This is a genomic window from Streptomyces abyssomicinicus, assembly GCF_008974245.1.
Taxonomy (GTDB): domain Bacteria; phylum Actinomycetota; class Actinomycetes; order Streptomycetales; family Streptomycetaceae; genus Streptomyces; species Streptomyces abyssomicinicus.
The window spans coordinates 337,047-358,120 of record NZ_BBZI01000005.1; the positions used below are offsets into that span (position 1 = coordinate 337,047).

Annotated in this window: 15 protein-coding genes and 1 pseudogene; 14 read left to right on the forward strand and 2 right to left on the reverse strand. The window is 73.7% G+C overall.

Annotation, left to right across the window (positions count from 1 at the left end; genetic code table 11):
• Positions 1-3: 3 nt before the first annotated feature.
• The 3 genes from GBN72_RS01400 to GBN72_RS01410 are packed head-to-tail and all read left to right on the forward strand — an operon-like array spanning position 4 to position 3,255.
• Positions 4-987 carry a carbohydrate ABC transporter permease gene (locus GBN72_RS01400; RefSeq protein ID WP_151769766.1) on the forward strand — a complete coding sequence of 328 codons (984 nt, stop codon included), beginning with the start codon at positions 4-6 and terminating at the stop codon, positions 985-987.
• Positions 980-1,843 carry a carbohydrate ABC transporter permease gene (locus GBN72_RS01405; protein WP_151769767.1) on the forward strand — a complete coding sequence of 288 codons (864 nt, stop codon included), beginning with the start codon at positions 980-982 and terminating at the stop codon, positions 1,841-1,843. The genes GBN72_RS01400 and GBN72_RS01405 overlap by 8 nt, the downstream gene beginning before the upstream one ends.
• A 44-nt stretch (positions 1,844-1,887) precedes the next feature.
• Complete coding sequence (locus tag GBN72_RS01410) at positions 1,888-3,255, forward strand: GH1 family beta-glucosidase (RefSeq protein WP_151769768.1); 1,368 nt, start codon at positions 1,888-1,890, stop codon at positions 3,253-3,255.
• A gap of 92 nt (positions 3,256-3,347) precedes the next feature.
• On the opposite strand, the gene GBN72_RS01415 is transcribed toward GBN72_RS01410, so the two are convergent.
• Complete coding sequence (locus GBN72_RS01415; protein WP_151769769.1) at positions 3,348-5,915, reverse strand: discoidin domain-containing protein; 2,568 nt, start codon at positions 5,913-5,915, stop codon at positions 3,348-3,350.
• A 226-nt stretch (positions 5,916-6,141) separates the two neighbouring features.
• On the opposite strand from GBN72_RS01415, the gene GBN72_RS01420 reads away from it, so the two are divergent.
• The 3 genes and pseudogenes from GBN72_RS01420 to GBN72_RS01425 all read left to right on the forward strand — a co-directional run bounded on the left by GBN72_RS01420 (position 6,142) and on the right by GBN72_RS01425 (position 9,684).
• On the forward strand, positions 6,142-7,023 hold the full coding sequence (locus tag GBN72_RS01420) for an FAD binding domain-containing protein (RefSeq protein ID WP_151769770.1): 882 nt from the start codon (positions 6,142-6,144) through the stop codon (positions 7,021-7,023).
• Between the two features lie 4 nt (positions 7,024-7,027).
• Positions 7,028-7,678, forward strand: a pseudogene (locus tag GBN72_RS35980) ((2Fe-2S)-binding protein); the annotation flags it as partial.
• A gap of 98 nt (positions 7,679-7,776) precedes the next feature.
• A complete protein-coding gene (locus tag GBN72_RS01425; protein WP_369695864.1) occupies positions 7,777-9,684 on the forward strand; it encodes a xanthine dehydrogenase family protein molybdopterin-binding subunit in 1,908 nt (635 codons plus the stop codon).
• 43 nt (positions 9,685-9,727) lie between these two features.
• Here GBN72_RS01425 and panD read toward each other — a convergent pair whose 3' ends face one another.
• Positions 9,728-10,156: an aspartate 1-decarboxylase gene (gene panD / locus GBN72_RS01430; RefSeq protein ID WP_151769771.1), complete on the reverse strand. Its 429-nt coding sequence runs from the start codon at positions 10,154-10,156 to the stop codon at positions 9,728-9,730.
• A gap of 368 nt (positions 10,157-10,524) precedes the next feature.
• Between panD and GBN72_RS01435 the strand changes: the two genes are divergently transcribed.
• From GBN72_RS01435 to GBN72_RS01470, 8 genes are all read left to right on the forward strand, one after another.
• The gene (locus GBN72_RS01435) at positions 10,525-11,511 is read left to right on the forward strand and encodes an NADPH:quinone reductase (protein WP_151769772.1); all 987 of its coding nucleotides are present in this window, start codon (positions 10,525-10,527) and stop codon (positions 11,509-11,511) included.
• 597 nt (positions 11,512-12,108) lie between these two features.
• Positions 12,109-13,188 carry a FecCD family ABC transporter permease gene (locus GBN72_RS01440; RefSeq protein WP_151769773.1) on the forward strand — a complete coding sequence of 360 codons (1,080 nt, stop codon included), beginning with the start codon at positions 12,109-12,111 and terminating at the stop codon, positions 13,186-13,188.
• Positions 13,185-14,009 (forward strand): ABC transporter ATP-binding protein, encoded by an 825-nt coding sequence (locus tag GBN72_RS01445; protein ID WP_151769774.1) that lies wholly within the window; start codon positions 13,185-13,187, stop codon positions 14,007-14,009. Before GBN72_RS01440 ends, GBN72_RS01445 begins: the two co-directional genes overlap by 4 nt.
• A gap of 33 nt (positions 14,010-14,042) precedes the next feature.
• On the forward strand, positions 14,043-15,134 hold the full coding sequence (locus GBN72_RS01450; RefSeq protein ID WP_218042004.1) for an ABC transporter substrate-binding protein: 1,092 nt from the start codon (positions 14,043-14,045) through the stop codon (positions 15,132-15,134).
• A 165-nt stretch (positions 15,135-15,299) separates the two neighbouring features.
• Positions 15,300-16,721: an aminotransferase class I/II-fold pyridoxal phosphate-dependent enzyme gene (locus tag GBN72_RS01455; protein WP_151769776.1), complete on the forward strand. Its 1,422-nt coding sequence runs from the start codon at positions 15,300-15,302 to the stop codon at positions 16,719-16,721.
• 22 nt (positions 16,722-16,743) lie between these two features.
• Positions 16,744-18,090 carry an NtaA/DmoA family FMN-dependent monooxygenase gene (locus GBN72_RS01460; protein ID WP_218042005.1) on the forward strand — a complete coding sequence of 449 codons (1,347 nt, stop codon included), beginning with the start codon at positions 16,744-16,746 and terminating at the stop codon, positions 18,088-18,090.
• A complete protein-coding gene (locus tag GBN72_RS01465) occupies positions 18,083-20,206 on the forward strand; it encodes an FAD/NAD(P)-binding protein (protein WP_151769778.1) in 2,124 nt (707 codons plus the stop codon). Before GBN72_RS01460 ends, GBN72_RS01465 begins: the two co-directional genes overlap by 8 nt.
• Positions 20,203-21,051, forward strand: a complete 849-nt coding sequence (locus tag GBN72_RS01470; RefSeq protein ID WP_151769779.1) for a sulfurtransferase — start codon at positions 20,203-20,205, stop codon at positions 21,049-21,051. Before GBN72_RS01465 ends, GBN72_RS01470 begins: the two co-directional genes overlap by 4 nt.
• Positions 21,052-21,074: the final 23 nt, after the last annotated feature.

The window sequence follows — 21,074 nt, forward strand, 5'->3', positions numbered from 1 at the left end:
CACATGACCACCACACTCGCTCCCCCGGAGGGGAAGCGGGCGGCCAAGGGGGCGGCGCGGGCACCGCGCCGCCCCGGACGGCTGCGCCGGGCCTGGCTGCCCTACGCGCTGCTGCTGCCCGCGCTCGCCCTCGAACTCCTCGTCCACCTGGTGCCGATGGTGTACGGGCTGCTGATGAGCTTCAAGGAGCTCACGCAGTTCTACATCCGCGACTGGACCACCGCCCCCTGGCGGGGACTTGAGAACTTCCGCGTCGCCGTCGACGTCGACACGCCCGTCGGCGCGGCGCTGCTCCACTCCTTCTGGGTCACCTGCCTCTTCACCGTCCTGTCGGTCGGCCTGTGCTGGCTGCTGGGCATGACCACCGCCGTCTACCTCCAGGAGTCCTTCCGCGGCCGGGGCCTGCTGCGCGCCCTGTACCTGGTGCCGTACGCGCTGCCCATGTACGCCGCCGTGATCACCTGGACCTTCATGTTCCAGCGCGACAACGGCCTGGTGAACCACGTCCTGGTCGACCAGCTCGGGCTGTTCGACGAGGCGCCGTTCTGGCTGCTGGGCGACAACAGCTTCTGGGCCATGCTGACCGTCTCGGTCTGGAGGGGCTGGCCGTTCGCCTTCCTGATCGTGATGGCCGGCCTGCAGACCGTCCCCCGCGAGCTCTACGAGGCGGCCGCCCTCGACGGCGCGGGCCGCTGGCAGCAGCTGCTGCGGGTCACCCTGCCCTCGCTCCGGTCGGTCAACCAGGTGCTCGTCCTGGTGCTCTTCCTGTGGACGTTCAACGACTTCAACACGCCGTTCGTCCTCTTCGGCAAGTCCGCGCCGGAGGCCGCCGACCTGGTCTCCATCCACATCTACCAGGCGTCCTTCGTCACCTGGAACTTCGGCAGCGGATCGGCCATGTCCGTCCTGCTGCTGCTCTTCCTGCTCGTGGTCACCGCCGGATTCCTGCTGATCACCTCACGCGGACGGAGGAAGGCCGATGGCTGACACCCCCAGGTCCCCCATGGCCGCGCCCCGCTCCTTCGTCTGGTCGCGGCGCGTGTTCCTCACCCTGCTCACCGTCTTCGTGGCGGTGCCGGTCTGGGTGATGATCTCCAGCTCGCTCAAGCCGCTCCAGGACGTCTCGGGGGAGTTCCGGTGGCTGCCCGCCGAACTCACCGTCAGTCCGTACATCGACATCTGGTCGACCGTCCCGCTCGGCCGCTACTTCGTCAACTCGCTGATCGTGGCGGGCGCGGCGACGGTCTGCTCGGTGGTGATCGCGGTCTTCGCCGCCTACGCGGTGAGCCGGTACGAGTTCCGCGGCAAGCGGATCTTCACGACCACCGTGCTCTCGACCCAGATGTTCCCCGGCATCCTCTTCCTGCTGCCGCTCTTCCTCATCTACGTCAACATCGGCAACGCCACCGGCGTCGCCCTGTTCGGCTCGCGCGGCGGTCTGATCCTCACCTATCTGACCTTCTCGCTGCCGTTCTCCATCTGGATGCTGATCGGCTACTTCGCCTCCGTCCCGCGCGAGCTGGACGAGGCGGCGCTGGTGGACGGCTGCGGACCGCTGGCAGCGCTGCTGCGGGTGGTGGTGCCGGCCGCGGTGCCCGGCATCGTGGCCGTCACCGTCTACGCCTTCATGACCGCCTGGAGCGAGGTGCTCTTCGCCTCCGTGATGACCAACGACACCACCCGCACCCTCGCGGTCGGCCTGCAGGCATACGCCACGCAGACCGAGGTCTACTGGAACCAGATCATGGCCGCCTCCCTGGTGGTGAGCGTGCCGGTGGTCGCCGGGTTCCTGCTCCTCCAGCGCTATCTGGTGGCCGGCCTGACGGCCGGCGCCGTCAAGTGACGGGCCGCACCGCCCCGCACCTCGTACCTTCCGAAGGGAAACCCGTGTCCATCGACCTCGCCGCGCTGCCCCGCGACTTCCTGTGGGGCACGGCCACCTCGGCCTACCAGATCGAAGGCGCCGTCGCCGAGGACGGCCGCTCGCCCTCCATCTGGGACACCTTCTCGCACACCCCGGGCCGCGTCGACAACGGCGACACCGGCGACGTGGCCTGCGACCACTACCACCGCTGGCGCGAGGACATCGCGCTGATGAGGGAACTCGGCGTCAACGCCTACCGGCTCTCCGCCGCCTGGCCCCGCGTCGTCCCCGGCGGCGACGGACCCGCCAACGAACGGGGCCTCGACTTCTACGACCGGCTGGTCGACGCCCTGCTCGAGGCCGGCATCACGCCGTCGGTCACCGCCTACCACTGGGACCTGCCGCAGGTCCTCCAGGACCGCGGCGGCTGGCCCGAACGGGACACCGCCCACCACCTGGCCGCCTACGCCTCCGCGCTGGCCGGACGGATCGGCGACCGGGTGAAGCACTGGGCCACGCTCAACGAACCGCTCTGCTCCGCCTGGATCGGACACCTCGAGGGCCGGATGGCCCCCGGCCTCACCGACCTGACCGCCGCCGTCCGCGCCTCCTACCACCTGCTGCTCGGCCACGGCCTGGCCGCACAGGCCATCCGGGCCGCCGCGCCCGGCGCTCGCGTCGGCATCGTCAACAACCTCTCCGAGATCCGCCCCGCCACCGGCGGCGCCGAGGACCTGGCCGCCGCCCGCCGGATGGACGGGCACACCAACCGCTGGTGGCTGGACCCGGTGCACGGGCGCGGCTTCCCCGAGGACATGCGGGAGGTCTACGGCGTCGAGCTCCCGGAGCGGGCCGGTGACCTGGAGACGATCGCGCAGCCGCTGGACTGGCTGGGCCTGAACTACTACTTCCCGATGACCGTCGCCGACGACCCCGCCGGCCCCGCGCCGTTCGTCCGCGAGGTCCGCCTGCCCGACGTGGAGCGCACCGGCATGGACTGGCAGGTGGACGCCGGCGGCATCGAGTCGCTGCTGCTGCGGCTCACCGAGGAGTACGGGGCCCGCGAGCTGTACGTCACCGAGAACGGCTCCAGCTACCCCGACGTGGTGGGCGAGGACGCGAGCGTGCGGGACCCGGAGCGGGCCGCCTACCTGGAGCGCCACCTCGCGGCCTGCGCCTCCGCCGCCCGCAAGGGCGCCCCGCTGGCGGGCTACTTCGCCTGGTCGCTGCTGGACAACTTCGAGTGGGCGTACGGCTACGACAAGCGGTTCGGGCTCGTCCACGTCGACTACGCGACCCAGCGGCGCACGGTGAAGTCCAGCGGCCGGCGGTACGCGGAGATCGTCCGCTCCCACACGGCGGGCGGGGAGGAGCAGGACTCCACGGTCTGACCCTCCCGGCGCGACGAAAGGCCCCCCGGTCTCCCGGGGGGCCTTCCTCGTGCGGTGCGCGAGCGGGCGCATGCCACGTGCCGGACGGCCGCCTACGGGAAGCGGACGACCTTCGAGGGGACGGTGTCCGAGCCGGAGGTGGCCGACCCTGTGTCGTTGATGACGTGCCGGTACTGGCCCATGCCGCCCAGGGAGATCACCTGGAGGTGGTTCATGCTGATCCCCGGCTTCACCGGCACCTGGAAGCCGTGGTGCTGCACGATCGACGAGTCGGACGTGTAGTTGCAGTAGCTGCCCAGCGCCCACGCCTCGTGCGTGTCGACCGAGTCCGCCACCTTGTAGGCGGCCCAGCCCACGATCCCGTCATGGGTGATCGCGGCGGCGTTCGGAGCGTCGTACGCCTTCTCGTTCTGGAAGAAGATGGTGCGCCCGCGCTCGCCCTGCCACAGGACGTCGTACTTGTTGAAGTGCTCGACGAACAGACCCGTGGTCAGGACGTCGTCACCGTTGACGACCATGCCGTAGTCGGACCGGTTGGTCTCCCAGCCGACCCCGGCGCCGTGGTCCGCGCGCCAGATCCAGGTGTGGTCGACCACCACGTCGTCGCTGTTGATCACCACGCCGTTCACGGCCAGGCCGGGGCCCGCGCCGCCGACGCGGACGAACACGTCCTGCATGGTGGTCGGGTTGGCGGCGTGGTCCGCCGAGGCACCGGACGGGCCGATCCGCAGCAGGGTGTCGGAGCGGGTGGCGCCGGCGTCGATCAGGAAGCCCGCCAGCCGCACGCCGTCCACGTCCGCGACGTGCATGGCGTCGACGCCGTTGTCCGGGATGAAGGTGGCGAGGCCGAGACCCAGGACCACCGTGTCGGCCCGGTCGATCTCGATCGCCCGGTCCAGGTGGTAGACGCCCGGGGTGACCAGCAGGTGCAGCCCCTGGGCGAGCGCGGCGTTGATGGTGGCCGCGGTCGCGCCCGGCTTGACCACGTAGAACTGGTCCAGCGGGAGCGACGTGCCCGCGTTGGCCGGCCAGGACACGCCCCGCGCGTTGGTGCGCTTGGCGGGGACGAACACCTTGTAGGCGGAGCCGTCCAGGTAGAGGAACGGCTTCTCCCGGGAGATGGGCGTGGTGTCCATCGTGGTGTACGGGCCGGTCGCGAAGTTGGTCGCCGGAGCGCCCTGCACGCCGGTGAACGTCATGTTCCACACGCCGTTGGTCCAGCCGCCGACCGAGCTGTCGCGGGTGTACCACTGCTGCTGCGAGTACGGGCCGACCGTGCCGTCGATCTTAGAGTCGGCGATGTAGCCGCCGGAGGCCCATCCGTAGCCGTTCGGGGCGAGGTTGAGACCGCCCTTGACGTGGATGCGGCGGAACGGGGCCGCCTGGGCGACCGCCCACCGGTTGGTGCCGTTGGACGGGGTGATGGCCAGGTTCTCCGCCGAACGCCAGAAGTTCTGGGTGGCGTTGCCGTTGAACCAGCCGGCGTCCACGGTGACGTCGCCGTTGATCTGCGTGTCGTCGGGGTTGAGGCCGAGGCCGGAGATCGAGGTGTAGAAGCCGATCTGGGCGTTGATGCCGTTGTACGTGCCGGGCTTCAGCAGGAACTGGTAGCGGCCCTCACCGAACTGGTCGGACTCCTGCCGCGCGAAGACGTCGTCGAAGCGCTGCTGGAGGTTGGGCGTGGACGGGTCGACGACGATCACGTTGGGCCCGAGGTCGCCGCCGCCGGTGACCGGCGGGACGCCGCCGCCCGATCCGGTGCGCACGGCCATCTCCCACAGCGAGTAGCCGTAGGCGGTGGCGCGTGCGGTGCCGTGCAGCCGCACGTAGCGGCCCGATCCGGCGACCTCGTAGGAGGCCTTGCCACCGGTGCCGCCGGTGACGTTCCTCAGCGTGGTCCAGGTGGTGCCGTCGGCGGACACCTGGAGGGTGAAGTCGCGGGCGTACGCGGCCTCCCAGTCCAGGTCGATCCGGCAGACGTCCTGGACGGAGCCGAGGTCGACCCGCAGCCACTGCGGGTCGGCGTGGGCGCTCGACCAGCGGGTGGAGCCGCTGCCGTCGAAGGCCGCCGAGGCGGCGAGAGCGGCGCTCTCGGTGGAGGAGGCGGTGGCCGGGCGGTTCAGCGCGGCGTTGGCCGTCGAACAGCCGGAGGCGGCGCCGGTGGTGCCGAACACCTGGAACTCCCAGAGGGAGACGCCGTACTGGGTGGCCCGGCGGTCGGCGTACACCCGCACGTGCCGGGCGTCGCCGGAGACGTCGACGGTGTCGGTGCCGCCGTCGCCGCCGGTCACCTTGCGGGCGTCGGTCCAGGTGGTGCCGTCCTGGGAGAACTGGACGCGGTAGTCGGCCGCGTAGGCGGCCTCCCAGCGCAGCACCACCTGGGTGACCGAGGCACGCGCGCCGAGGTCGACGCGGAGCCACTGGTTGTCGGCGGCCGTCGACGACCACCGGGTGCCGGTGTCGCCGTCGACCGCGAGCCCGGCCGCGTACACCGGGCTCTCGTCGGAGGAGGAGGTGGCCGTACGGCCCTGGGAGAGGGGGACCTCGGCGGCGGCCGGCGCCGCCGGCGCCTGGTCGGGCCGCGCCGAGGCGGACTGTGCGGGGAGGGTGAGCAACGCCGCCGTGGCGACGAGAGCGGCACCCAGGGATCTGAGTCTCATGTCCTGGCTCCATGCGGGTGGAAGTACGAGGGGGGATGACGTCCGCTCGCGCACGCTGGAACTGTGCGACTTAATTCAGGGTTTGATTTAAGTGATGAACCGATGCCTCGACAAGCCCTCGCGCACGCATTCATGAAAAGAAGTCAGCTGTGCCCGAGGGGTGACGGGGCGGCGCGCTCCGCGTGTGCTGACCGGGCCGGGAGACCGGAGCGGCCATGGTGAGGGCGTGGATCTCACGTCCGTCCGGGAAGTCGTCGACGCGCGCGAGGCCGGTGGCTGGCGGCCGGGCGACGCGTGGCTCGCGGGCGGCACCGCGCTGTTCGCCGAACCGCGCCCGCACCTCCTGCGCCTGCGCGACCTCACGGGACTCGGGTGGCCGCCGCTCACTGCGGGCCGCGACGGCCTGACCGTCGCGGCCACCTGCACCGTCGCCGAACTGCTGGCCTTCGCCGAGGATCCCCGCCGCCCCTGGCCGCGCGGGCGGGCGTTCGTCGCCCGCTGCTGCCGGGCCTTCTCCTCCTCCTTCAAGATCTGGAACACCGCCACCGTCGGCGGCAACATCTGCCTGGCCCTGCCCGCCGGGCCGATGATCTCGATGGCCGTCGCGCTGGACGGCCGGTGCCGTCTCGTCAGCCCCGACGGCTCCGAACGCACCTCGGCCGTCGAGGAGTTGGTGTGCGGGAACGGCCGTACCCGGCTGGCGGCGGGGGAGCTGCTCCGCGACGTCACCCTGCCGGCCGCCGCGCTGGAGCGTCGCACCGCGCTGCGCAGGGTGAGCCTCCAGCCGCACGGCCGGTCCGCGGCGCTGGTCACCGTCGGCGGGGGAGGGGCCGCGCACGCCGGCACCGCGTGCACCGTCACCGCGGCGACCGTCCGCCCCGTCACCGTCCGCTTCCCCGCGCCGCCGTCCGCCGCCGTGCTGCGCCGGGCGCTCGAGGAGGCGTTGCCGCCCGGGGTGATGCTGGACGACGTCCACGGGCACCCGGCCTGGCGGCGCCACCTGTCCCTGCACCTCGCCGAACAGGCCCGCCGGGACCTGGCGGGGGAGACGGACCGGGAGGAGCCCCGGGGGCGGGCGGCCGACCGGAGCCCGGCGGGGGAGGACTGAGCCGATGCCGTTCCACGTCCGGGTCGACGGCCGCGAGGCCGGCGACCCGCCCGCGCCCGGACAGTGCCTGCGCACCTACCTGCGCGACCTCGGCCGCACCGGCGTGAAGAAGGGCTGCGACACCGGCGACTGCGGGGCCTGCACCGTCCTGGTCGACGGGCTGCCCGTGCACAGCTGCTTGTACCCCGCCCACCGCGTGGACGGACGCGCGGTCACCACCGTCGAAGGCCTGGCCGGGGAGCACCTCCACCCGGCGCAGGAGGCGTTCGCCGAGGCCCGCGCCTACCAGTGCGGCTACTGCACCCCCGGCTTCGTCGTGACCACGGCCGCGCTGACACCCGGGCAGGCCGACGACCCGGCAGAGGCGTTCAAGGGCAACCTGTGCCGCTGCACCGGATACCGCGCCCTGACACAGGCGGCCCGTGCGGCCCGCCGGGGCCCTCCCGGAGCCGTACCCGAGGGTGAGGCCCGTGCCGTGCCCGACGGTGAGGCCCGTGCCGTGCCCGACGGTGAGGCCCGTGCTGTCGTCACCGGCACCGCCCGGTTCACCCTCGACGACCCGCCGCCCGGCGGCCTGCTGCACCTCGCGGTGGTGCGTTCGCCGCACGCCCACGCCCGGATCGTCTCCGTCGACACCACCGCCGCCCTGGCCGCCCTGGGGGTGCACGCCGTGCTCACCCACCACGACGCCCCGGCCACCCGCTGCTCGACCGCCCCGGCGACGACCCCGCCGACACCCGCGTCCTCGACGACGTGGTCCGCCACGTCGGCATGCGCGTCGCCGCGGTGGTGGCCGAGAGCCCCGCCGCCGCCGAGCGGGCGGCCCGGCTGGTCGACGTGGTGTACGAGCCGCTCCCCGCCGTCCTCGACCCGGAGGAGGCGCTACGGCCCGACGCGCCACGGGTCCACCCCGACGGCAACATCGTCCACGAGGTCCACCGGCGGGCCGGCGACCCGGACCGCGGGCTCGCGGAGGCGGACGTGGTGCACGAGGCGGTGTTCGGCAGCCCGCGCGCCCAGCACACCGCCCTGGAGTGCCACGCCACCCGCGCCTGGACCGACCCCGACGGCCGCCTGCGCGTGCACACCGCGACCCAGGCGCCGCACCTCGTCCGCCGCACCCTGTGCCGGATCTTCGGACTGCCCGAGGAGCGGGTCAGGGTCACCGCCGGGCGGCTCGGCGGGGCGTTCGGCGGCAAGCAGGAGATGCTCACCGAGGACCTCGCCGTGCTCGCCGCGCTGCGCACCGGCCGCCCGGTCCAGTGGGAGTTCACCCGGACCGAGGAACTCACCGCCGCGACCGTCCGCCACCCCTTCCGGATCCGCGTCACGCTCGGCGTACGCCGGGACGGACGGCTCACCGGCGTCAGGATCCGCGCGGTGGCCGACACCGGTGCCCACGGCAACCACGGCCCCGCCGTCCTCGACGCCGCCTGCACGGCCGCCGTCCTGCTGCTGGACTGCCCGGACGTCGCCGTGGACGGGTACAGCGTCCGCACCCACCACGTCCCCTCCGGCGCCTTCCGCGGCTACGGCGCCGGACAGGCCGCCCACGCCGTGCAGAGCGCCCTCGACGACCTCGCCCGTCTCCTGCGCCTCGACCCCCTGGAACTGCGCCGCCGGGTCCACCCGCCCGCCGGCGGGTCCTCGCCCGTCGCGGGCAGCCCCGGACGGCCGCCTGTCGTCGACGACGGGCTCGCCCGGTGCGTCGAGGTCCTCGCCGAGGCCCGGGAACGCCGCCGCCGGGACCGCCCGGACGGCCTCCCGCCCGGTGCGGCGATCGGCGAGGGCCTGGCGTTCGCCGCCCAGCCGACCCTGCCCGGCGACGGCCACATCGCCGAGGCGGCGGTGACACTACGAGACGACGGCCACTACGAACTGTCCACTGGCGCACCGGAGTTCGGCAGCGGGACCGGACCGGTGCTGCGCCGCCTCGCGGCCGCCGCGCTCGGTGTCGCGCCCGAGCGGGTGCGCCACCGGCAGGCCGACACCGACCTGCTCGGCCACGACACCGGCGGCTACGGCTCCACCGGCGTGCTGCTCACCGGCAAGGCCGTCGAACGGGCCTGCCGGGCCCTGCGGGACCGCATGGCCGAGAACCCCGGACGCCCGGTGTCCGCCACCGGGCGCGCCCCGGCCGACGAACTGCCGCTGGGCGTCGCGGCGTGCGCGCAGTGGTTCCGGGTCGCCGTCGACCCGGCGACCGGGGTCGTGCGGGTGCTGGACAGCGTGCACGTGGTTGACGCGGGACGGGTGCTGGACGCGGAGCGGTGCCGTGACCAGGTCGAGGGGGCCGTCACCCAGGGAGCGGGCCTCGCCCTGTGGGAGGAACTGCGTACCGACCCGCACGGCCGCGTCGCCAACGACAGCCTGCGCGGCTACACCGTGCCCCGGCTCGGCGACCTCCCGCCCACCGAGGTGCACCTGGTCACCGCCGACGGTGGTGCCGGTGCCGGTGCCGGTGCCGGTGCCGGTGCCGAGGGTGACGGGGCGATGCTCTCCGTGCCCAAGCCGGTGAGCGAGCTGCCCTTCAACCCCGTCGCCCCGGCGCTCGCCAACGCGGTCAGGGACGCCATCGGGGTGCGCCTCACGGACCTGCCGCTGCGTGCGGACGCCGTGTGGGCGGTGCTGCGCGACCGTGCGGGGGAGGACCCGGAATGACACGGGACGGCCGCCGCTCGGACGCGGGCGGCCGTCCCGCCGTTCAGGCGGGTCGGACCCCGACGGCCTGCGGGCTGCGGCGCTGGTCGGTGCCCGGCACGGGCTCGGAGGCGTCGGAGCCCAGCGCCACGATCCGGTTCGCCTCGTCCACGTGCACCACCCGCGGCTTCAGCGCCCGCGCCTCGGCGTCGTCGACCTGGGCGTAGCTGATGAGGATCACCAGGTCGCCGGGGTGGACGAGGTGGGCGGCGGCGCCGTTGATGCCGATCACGCCGGACCCGCGCTCACCCGCGATGGTGTAGGTCTCCAGGCGGGCGCCGTTGGTGATGTCGACGATGTGCACGAGCTCGCCGGGCAGCAGGTCGGCGGCGTCCAGCAGGTCGGCGTCGACGGTCACCGATCCCACGTAGTGCAGGTCGGCCTGGGTGACCGTGGCGCGGTGGATCTTGGACTTGAACATGGTGCGCAGCATGCGAACTCCCGAGAATGACGGCTCCCTGCCCGCGGCGCGGGTCAAGGGCTGCCGCAAGGGTACCGCCGGGCGTGTCGCGACGTGAGCGGACGGAGGGGATGCGGCACAGCTCACGCGGGGGGTGTGGCGAGCCCGCCCGACGCCCGCGGCGCCGTCGCCGAAGAGGGCCGTGCGGCGGGGGCCGGGTTCGGCGGTCAGGCCGTAGCGCAGCAGGACGGCGACGTCGAGCCGGGCCGGCTCGACGTCGGTGCGGTTCGGCGAGGGGTGCCGACGTCCATGGCGAGGCCTCGGGTGTCGTTTCCGCGACACGACCCGTGAGGGCCGCCGGGTCACGCGGGAGGGGCGTCGGCCGGAGCAGAATCGGCCGCATGCTGGCCGCGTACATCGAAGAACTCGGTCCCCCCGACGTCATCCGGGTCGGAGAACTCCCCCCTCCCCGGCCGGGACCGTGCGACGTGCTCGTCGACGTCGAGGTGACCGCCGTGAACCAGGTCGACACCTTCGTGCGCTCGGGAGCCTTCAGGACGCCGGTGCCCTTCCCGTTCGTCGTCGGACGGGACCTCGTCGGCACCGTCGCCGAGGCCGGGCCCGGCGCGCCGGGCTTCCGGCCCGGGGACCGTGTCTGGTGCAACAGCCTGGGCCACGCCGGGCGGCAGGGGGCCGCCGCGGAACAGGCCGTGGTGCCCGCGGACCGGCTGCACCGGCTGCCCGACGGCGTCGACGCCGTGGAGGCGGTGGCCCTCTCCCATCCCGCGTCGGCCGCCCACCTCGCGCTGTTCACCCACGGCGGGCTGCGGGCGGGGGAGACCGTCTGCGTCCTCGGCGCCGCCGGCAACGTGGGCAGCGCCGCCGTGGTGCTGGCCGCACGGGCCGGAGCGCGCGTGGTGGCCGTGGCCTCGGCACGGGACGCCGGCCACTGCCGCTCCCTCGGCGCCGGACACGTGGTCGACTACCGCGACCCCGACGCGCCCGCGCTGATCCGCTCGGCCGCGCCCGGCGGGGTCGACCTGTACGTCGACACCTCGGGACACAACGACCTGGAGGAGGCGGTGGAACTGCTCGCCCCGCGCGGCCGCGTCGTGGTCCTGGCCGGCCTGCGCAGCCGGCCCGTGCTGCCGGCCGGACCGCTCTACCTGAAGGACGGGTCGGTGCGCGGCTTCACCATCTCCCACGCCCGGGCCGACGAGGTGGCCGAGGCGGCCGCCCGCGTAGGCGCCGTGATGGCCGAGGGACTGCTGCGCCCGCGGGCCGTCGAGGTCCTGCCGCTGAGCGCGGCGGCCGAGGCGCACCGCAGGATCGAGCGGGGCGAGGTGCGCGGCAAGCTGGTGCTGAGAGTGGCCGAACCCGCCGGGTGAGGGCGCCCGGGAGGGCCGCGCGCCAACTGCTCTGTCCGCATGGGGAGATGATTCCGGAGGGAATTGATTCCCTGCATTTGGCGTGCATAAGATGCATGAGTGACGGCGAATCAAGAAAATGATTCGCCGCGATACGGATCAGAACGGGGAGGTGGATCATGAGCGGGTACCTCGTGGAGGCATACGCGCGGTCCGTCTCCCCCCTCCCGGCCCCCGCGCCGGGCGCCGTGCCGCCGCAGGCCGACCGCGTTCGCGCGAGTGTGGTGCGGCTCAGCTGTTGTCGCTGTTGTTGTCGCCGCTGTTGTCCGGCTGACATCGCCTCCGTCTAGCGACCGCGTCACCCTTCCGGCCGACGCGCGGCGCGCGCGGCCCTGCCTGTGTCAGGCCTTTCTCCGCTGAGTCCGATCCGTTCGGACCGACATGTTCTCGATCTCCTTCCGGCTTGCGGCGCCCTGCCGACGGCCGGCCGGCTACCGGTGCCCGCCGGGCGGTGGCGCGGATCATATTCGGGAACGGTCATGTGATCCACCCCCATTCTGCCGACGCGCACTCCGTCCCGCCGCGGACGTGGGGCGTCCGCCTGCGACCCGGAGCGTTATGACCAACGTACTCACCCGAGCCCTCCCCGCCGTGCCACGCCGGGGCCGGCCGTCCCGGTCCCTGATCATCGGCGCCGGCCTGGTGGTGTCGCTGCTGTCCGTGGCGCTGTCGGTCGTCGTCGGTACGGCGGGCATTGGACTGGGCGACGTCTTCCACACGATCGCCATCCACCTCTTCGGCGTCCCGTCGACCGACAGCTTCCGCCGGACCGAGGTCATTGTCACCGAACTCCGCCTGCCACGCGCTCTGTTGGCGTTCCTGGCCGGCGCGGCCCTGTCCGTCTCCGGGGTCGTCATGCAGGGGTTGCTGCGCAATCCGCTGGTCAGCCCCTACACCCTGGGGCTCTCACCGGCGGCGTCCTTCGGAGCGGCGCTGGCCATCATGCTCTCCAACAAGGCCGGGAACACGCCGTCCTCGCTCGTGACGATCCTCAGCGCCCTCGGCTTCAGCCTCGTCGTCTCCCTGATCGTGCTGGGCGTGGCGTCGATGAAGCGGATGAAGGCCGTGACCCTGCTCCTGGTCGGCATGGCGTTCTTCCAGCTCTTCGAGGCGCTCACCTCGGCCACCCAGTTCTTCGCCGACGAGAACACGCTGGCCGAGATCGTGCACTGGACCTTCGGCTCGGTGAACGACGCCACCTGGCACCAGGTGCTGGTCGTGTCCGTGCTGCTGGCGGTCACCCTGCCGTACCTGTTCGCCCGGGCCAAGGCCCTCAACGCCATCGCGTTCGCCGGCGACGACGCGGCGGCCAGCCTCGGCGTCAACGTCAGCCGCACCCGCCTGGTCCTCATCGTGGTGGTGGTCGTCCTGACCGCGGTCGTCGTGTCCTTCACCGGTGTCATCGGCTTCGTGGGACTGGTCGGTCCGCACATCGCGCGCCTGGTGGTGGGCTCGGACCACCGCTACCTGCTGCCGTTCGGGGCCATCGCCGGCGGCCTGCTCATCCTCTACGCCGACGTGGTCGGCCGGGCCGTGCTGTCGCCGGTCGTGATCCCGGTCGGCATCGTCGTCGCGCTCATCGGCGCACCGCTGTTCATCAACCTCGTCCTGTCGAAGGGAACGCTGGCCCAGTCATGACGCTCTCCGTCGAAGGCGTGGCCTTCTCCTACTCCCGCTCCCGCGCCGTGCTGCACGACGTGAACCTGACCGTACGACGAGGAGAGTTCGTGGGCCTGCTCGGCCCGAACGGCTCCGGCAAGTCGACGCTCACCAAACTCCTCGCCCGGGTCAACCGCCTGCGCACCGGGTCGATCAGTTTCGAGGACCGGCAACTCGGCCGGCTGCGGATGAGCGAACACGCCAAGGTGGTCGCCTACGTCCCGCAGTCGGGAGAGCCGACCTTCCAGCTGTCGGTACGCGAGTCGGTCCTGCTGGGCCGGACGCCGTACTTCGGCATGCGGCCGCGCCGCGCGGACTGGGAGGTCGTCGACGCCGCGATCGAACACATGGGGCTGACGGACATGGCCTCCCGCTCCGTGGGCGACCTCAGCGGCGGCCAGGCGCAGCGGGTGCTGGTCGCCCGGGCCGTCGCACAGGAGCCGGAGATCCTGCTCCTCGACGAACCCACCAGCGCGCTGGACCTGCGCTACCAGGTCGAGACCCTGCGCCACGTACGCGACCTGACCCGCGGCCGGAACCTCGTCTCGCTGATCGCCATCCACGACCTCAACCTCGCGGCCCGCTTCTGCGACAAGGTCGCGATCCTCCAGGGCGGCCGGATCGTCGCGTTCGGCAGGCCGAACGAGGTCTACGACCGGGAACTGCTGGAGGAGGTCTACGGCCTCGAGGTCGACCTCTTCGAACGCGACGGCGCGGTCCAGGTGCACCCCGTCATCGAAGCCCGTCCCGGCACCGCACCGCACGGCCACGCACCGCTTCCCGCGTCCGCCCTGACCTGACGTTCCGCGTCGCCTTCACCCATGAGGAGAGAAGTGAACCATCCATCCACCCGCCGGCTGCGCGCGGTCGCCGCCGCGGCCCTGCTGACCGTCACCGCCCTGCTCGCGACCGCGTGCGGCGCCCAGAACGGCGACGACGGGACGGCCGGGCGGTCCGGAACACGGTCCGGCGCGTCCTTGGTCACCGTCACCGACAGCGCCGAGCGCACGGTCGAGTTCCCGGACGGCCCGGTCGGCAAGGTCGCCCTCGTCGGCGGCTTCAACGTCGACCTCGCGCTGGCCCTCGGCGCCCGCGACCAGATCGTCGGCATCGACGACAAGACGATCGCGCAGGAGAACTTCGCCGACTTCCCCTCGAGCCTGTCCATCGGGGCGAGTTCCGACGCGCTGAACTACGAACGCATCATCCAGAGCGGCGCGGAGGCCGTGGTGATGTACGGCAACCAGCCGTGGCAGGCCGCGGAGTCGTCGCTGAAGTCGTCCGGCGTGCAGGTGCTGGTCGTGAGCTCCTGGGTGGCCCAGGACTGGAAGACCAACGTGGAACTCCTCGGCAAGGTGCTGGGGCGCGACAAGGAGGCCGCCAAGGTGCTGGCCTTCACCGACAAGGTCGAGGCGCTCACCGCCCGGGCCGGCAAGGAGCAGACCCGGGCCACCGCCTACTACGAGGACAAGGCGGGCCGGACCAGCGGCGAGGAGGGCGGCAAGACCCTGGCGTTCGGCCAGGCCAACGTCCGGAGCATCTTCGCCGACAGCCCGGGCAACACCATCGACTCCGAGCCGGCCGCGGTGCTGGCGGCGGACCCCGACGTCATCGTCGTGGAGACCGACAACGTGTACGGCGGGCGGTCCGAGGCGGAGTACGAGGAGATCGCCGACAAGCTGCTCGCCCGGCCGGGCTGGAAGAAGCTGAAGGCCGTCCGCAACGGCAAGCTGTTCCTCTTCAACCCCTGGGCGTTCGACCTGGCGGGCAACCAGATCTCGCCGCTCTTCTTCGCGACGTTCGCCTACCCTGACCGCTACCAGGACGTAGACCCGCTGTCCGTCGTGGAGGAGTGGTCCAAGGACTACATCGGCGCCACGGAGTTCACGCCACAGGGCTACGTGTATCAGGTGGAGGCGCAGTGACCCGGCGCGTCCGGACGGGACCCGTGCCGGTCCGGCCCCGGACGCGCCCCCTGCCGTGCCACGAGGAGCAGAAGAGAGGGGCAGCGCCCGCCGGCCCGGCCCGCCGTGACGCCCGAACCGGCGCACGGACCGACCGGCCCGAGGACCACGCGGGCGAGAGAGACGATGGACAAGACGCACGAGAACGACACCCCGTACGCCGTCGACGCCGGCCAGGCCGGGCCGACCGACGACTGGCTGGTCCGTCACATCGCGGAGGCCGGTTCGGCCGAGTCCGTCGTGCCGCTGCTCGAACGCAGAATCCGTGAAGGAGCGATCCCGCCGGGCACCCGGCTGCCCACGATCCGCACGCTGAGCGAGCGGACCGGGGTCAGCTTCCGCAACATCCGCGACGCCGTCGCGGTGCTGCGCGGCAAGGGCCTCGTCGAGACCCGCCGACGGGGCGGCACCGTGGTGGCCGATCCACGCGCCGCGCGCCCGGCGCCCGCCGCCGAACCCGCCGCCCCGACCGACCCGGTGAACACGGCCGGCGAGCTCGCCCAGGCCTCGTCGGACCCCGGGCTGCTGCCGGACCTGACGGACGCCCTGGCCGCCGGCCTGCGCACCCCCCAACTGCACTCCAACGTCCGGCAGTACATCACCGACCGGCTGCGCACGGTCGCCCAGCGGGACTGGCCGTTCGAGGCCGAGGCCTACATCGCCGGGGGCAGCGGCGCGGAGGCCGCGCTGCTGTGCGTCGGCACCCTGGCCGCGCCCAGCGGGAAGCTCGCCGTCGACGTCCCCGCCAACCCCGGTCTGCTCGACCACATCCGGCGGCTGGGACTGGAGGTCTTCCAGGTGCCCGCCGACGAGGAGGGGGCCGACCCGGACGCACTGGCCGCGGCCCTGCGGCAGGGCGCCCGCACCTACCTGTTCCAGCCCACCGGACCGTACGCCATGACACCGCCCGCCACCCCCGCGCGCGTCCGGCAACTCGCCGACGTCATCGCCGCGTTCGACGACGTCCTCGTGGTCGAGGACGACGCGGTGGGCCCCCTCGCGAACGTCGCGGGCCCGACGTTCGGCACCGTCCTGCCGGGCCAGGCCGTCCGGGTGCGGTCCTACTGCCGGTCCTACGGCGCCGATCTGCGGACCTCGGTGATCGGCGGCCCCCGGGCGGCGGTGGAGCGCATCCGCGACAACCGCAGCTACGGACTGGCCGTCAACAGCCGCATCCTGCAGGAGGCGCTCGCCCACCTCATCGAGAGCCCGGCCACCGCCCGCAGGCTCAAGCGGGCCCGCGGGGTGTACGCCGGACGCAAGGCGGCGCTGGCCGACGCGCTGCTGCGCCGCGGCATCCCCAGCCGCTCCGGCCCCAACGCCCAGTTCCTCTGGGTCGAGGTGAACAACGAGGCCGACACCCTGATCGACCTCGCCACCGCCGGCTACTCGGTCGGCGCGGGCAGCCGCAGCTTCGTCGAGCCGCCCGCGACCGGCCACCTGCGCATCGCCACGCTCCGGCTCCCGGACGACACGGCGGCCACCGACCGGCTCGCCGACGCGATCGGGCGCGCGATGCACGGCCAGATGCGAGACCTCTATGCCTAGACCCGAACCGAAGGAGACCAGCGTGCCCGGACCGTCGCGAGCGGCACTCGGCCTGAACCTGAACGTCAAACCGGCCGGCTCGCACCCGGCCGCCTGGCGCCACCCCGCCGTCGACCTGGCGGAGATCAACGACATCGACGCCCTCCTGGACATCGCCCGCACCGCGGAGCGAGGCGGGTTCGACGCCCTGTTCCTCGCCGACAAGCTCACCTTCTCCCGGGAGGCCGCCGCCGTGGCCCCGGCGTTCGAGCCGCTCACCCTGCTGTCCGCCCTGGCGGTGGGCACCAGCCGCATCGGCCTCATCGGCAGCGTCTCGACCACCTACTCCGACCCCTTCGTCGTGGCCCGCCAGACCGCGTCGCTGGACCGGATCAGCCGCGGCAGGCTCGGCTGGAACGTGGTGACCAGCGCCATCCCGGCCGCGGCCCGCAACTTCGGCCAGGACGACCTCCCCAGCCACGACGAGCGCTACCGCCGGGCGGACGAGTTCGTGACGGCCGTCAAGAAGCTCTGGGACAGCTGGGAGGACGACGCGATCGTCCAGGAGCGCGGGAGCAACCGGTACGTCGACCCGGAGAAGATCCACCCCGTCGACCACGCCGGCGAGCACTTCCGGATCGCCGGCCCGCTCAACTCGCCGCGCCCGCCGCAGGGATGGCCGGTCATCGTTCAGGCCGGCTCGTCGGACTCCGGGCGCACGCTGGCGGCCCGGCACGCCGACTCCGTCTACACGGTCGTCAGCACGATCGACGAGGGCGTCGCGTTCCGCGCCGACCTGCGCGCCCGGGCGGCCGCCGAGGGGCGCGACCCGGACTCCGTGCGGGTGTTCGCCGGTTTCCGCGTGCTCGTCGCCGCCACCACGGCCGAGGCCCGGGCGCTCGAGCGCGAGCTGAACAGCCTGGTCGACCCTCGCCATGTCCTCGGGCAGATAGCCCTGTTCAGCGGGTACGACCTGCGGCACCTGTCGCTGGACGCCCCGCTCCCTGCGGTGCCGCCGGTGGAGAGTTCCCAGGCCTACCGCTCGCACCTGCAGGCCGTCCACCGCTTCGTGCAGGAGCGACGCCCCCGCGACGTCCGGGAGTTCGTCGAAGGGCTCGGCGGAGGACTCGGCGCGGACAACCTGCTGGTCGGGGACGCCGCGACGGTGGCCGACGAACTGGAGGCGTGGTCGCGGGCCGGGGCGCTGGACGGGGTCAACCTCCAGCCGGAGCTGCTGCGTCAGGGCACCCACGCGCTGGTCGAGCACCTGGTGCCGGAACTGAGGCGGCGGGGCCTGCGCCCGCCGGACTACACGGGGACCACCCTGCGCCGGCACTACGGGCTCGCCCGTCCGGAGCGACGGTCCGAGGCGGCCGCCGTCCATGGCTGAGACAGGGACGTCACCCGCGCCGACGCGCGGCGGGCCGGCCGCGGGCACGGCCGAGCGCGTCGTCGTGGTCGTCGGCGGCGGCTTCCGCGGGACCTCGGTCCTCGAGCGGCTGGCGGCGAACGCCGGCGAGTTCCGCCCTCCCGGCGGGCGGCTGCGGATCGTCACCGTCGACGAGCACCCGCCCGGGCCGGGCCGCATCTGGCGCACCGACCAGTGCGCCGCCCTGCTCATGAACACCCCCGCCTCCGCCTTCACCGTATGGCTCGACGCGTCGGTCAGCTCCCCCGGGCCGAGGACGGCGGGGCCCAGCCTGTGGGAGTGGCAGCGGCTGGTCGCCGCGGCCCTGACCGGGCCGACGGCCGGCCGAGGCCGCACGGCGTCGACGACGAACGCCGGCCGCACCGTGCTGACCGGCGAGCTGGCCGCCGACCTGGCCCGGCGGCCCGAACTGGCCGACTTCGTCCGGGCGGCGACGCCGCACTCCTACACCCCCCGGGTGCTGCTCGGCCACTACCTGCGCTGGTGCCACGAGACGGTGGTCGCCTCGCTCCCCGAGGGCGTGCGCCACGAGTGGCGGCGTGAGCGCGTCACCGACGTCGAGCCGGACGGGGCGCGCTACCGGGTCCTTCTCGCGGGCCGGTCCGCTCCGCTCGTCGCCGACGCCGTCGTCCTGTGCACCGGCTGGTCGATGCCGGCCCACCGCCCGGCGTCCGGCCCCCGGCAGGCCGGCATCCGGCGGCTGCGCGGCGACAACGCGAGCGACCAGGACCTCGCCGCGGCGGAGCCGGGCGCGGACGTCGTGGTCGAAGGGCTCGGACTGAGCTTCTTCGACACGGCCACCCTGCTCACCGTCGGCCGCGGCGGCCGCTTCGTGCCCGACGGCACCGCCGCGTCCGGGCTGCGCTACGAACCGTCCGGCTCCGAACCGGTGCTGCACGCCACCTCGCGCCACGGCCTCCCGTACCGGAGCCGTCCGGGCGCCGAGGTGCCGGACGGCGACAGCGGGCACCGGTTCCTTCGCGAGGCGCTGCGCCGTCAGCCGCGCCCGGGGGACTTCGGCCACCTGGGCCCGGCGATCCTGCGCGACACGCTCTGGGACCACTGCACGCACCTGGCGACGACCCACCCCGGCGCGCTCGCCGTCCCCCTGCCCCGGCTGCGGGACGCGCTCGCCGCGCTGCCTCCCGACGGGGCCGAGTGGCGGGCCGTCCTCGCCGAGGCGGTGCCCGACCCGGCGCACCGGCTCGACCTGGACGAGGACGCCGCCCTCGCACGGCGGGAGTGGGCCGGCCCGGAGGCGTTCGCGAGCGCGGTCCGCGGCCGTCTCCTGGCCGATCTGGCCGAGACGGCCAAGGGGGCCGCGAGCAGCCTCAAGGTGGCGCACCGCTCCTTCGGCAAGGCCCGCGGACTCCTGGTCGCCGCGGTGGAGGACGGCGGACTCACGGCGGAGGCCTACTTCGGGGACCACGCCCGCTTCGTCGACCTCGCCTTCCGCCTCAACAACGGCCCGCCGCCCGTACGCCTGCGGCAACTGCTGGCCCTGCACGACGCGGGCCTGGTCACCTTCCTCGGACCGCGCGCGGCCCCGAACGGCGAGCTGGGCCCCGACGGGCGTGAGACATGGACGTCGCCGCGGGTGCGCGGCGGCGGGGTACGGGCCGAGGTGGTGATCGAGGCGCGCGTGGCGACGCCCGACCTGCGCACCGGCTCCGACCCGCTGCTGCGGAGCCTGCGGCGCCGAGGGCTCGCGGACGTCTTCCACCTGACGTCGGCCCACGGACCGGTCCCCACCGCCGCACCGCGGGCCGAACCGCTCACCGGCCGGCTGCTCGAAGCGGCCGGAGGCGAGCGCCCGGGTCGGGCGCCCGCGCTCTACGCCTTGGGCGTGCTCATGCGCGACAGCCGGGTGAACTCGCTGGCCGCGCCCGCCCCGCACGCCGACGCCGTGGCGCTGCGCGAGACGGACCGCACGGCCCGCGGCGTGCTCGCCGGACTGTGGGCCGCCCCCTTCCACGGCGAGGAATCCGCCGTGGCCGAACCCGCCGCGGCCGAACCCGCCGTGGCCGAACGCGTCGTGGCCGAACGCGTCGTGGCCGGCGCAGGAGGAGAACGATGACGGACACCCGGACGCGCCGGGCAGTGATCTCGGCCGAACGACTGCTGGAGGAACTGGAGCGCGGCCGCGACGTGGTCCTGCTCGAGGTCGGACGGGAATCCCCGCACGCCCCGGGCCCGGAGGAACGGCTGCCGGGAGCCCACTACGTCGACCTGCCCACGGAGCTCGCGGGTCCGCGCCGCCCCGGCTCCGGCAACCACCCGCTGCCGGACCCGGACGCGCTCCAGCAGCGGGTCCGGAGCTGGGGGATCGACGAGGACTCACTGGTCGTGGTGCACACCCGCGCCGAAGCCTCCCTGGCCGCGCGGGGCTGGTGGATCCTCGCCTGGGCCGGCGTGCCCGACGTCCGCTACCTGGACGGGGGAGTCGGCGCCTGGATCGCCGCGGGCGGCCGCCTCGGAGGCGGGCGGCCGTCGGGGCGCGACGGCCGCTTCACGGTGACCCCCGGCTCGATGCCGACGCTCGACGCCGACGGAGCGGCGCGACTGGCGCGCACCGGCAGGCTGCTGGACGCCCGCCAGGCCGCCGCGTACACGGGTGAACCGGGCGGGCCTGGCGGGCCGGGCGGAGGGCACATCCCCGGCGCCCTGAGCCTGCCGGGGGCCGCGAACCTCGGCGCGGACGGGCTGCTGGAAGGACCGGAGGACCTCCGGGAGCGCTATGCCGCGCTGGGCGTCGCCGAAGGGACCGGGACCGGCCTGTACTGCGGCGGCGGCGTCGCCGCCACCCTCGGCGTCCTCGCCCTGACCACCATCGGAGTCCCGGCCGCGCTGTACCCCGGCTCGTGGTCCGAGTGGAGCTCGGACCCCACCCGGCCCGTGGCGACCGGCGAACAGCCGGGCTGACGGCGGCACATCGGCCGGGCCGG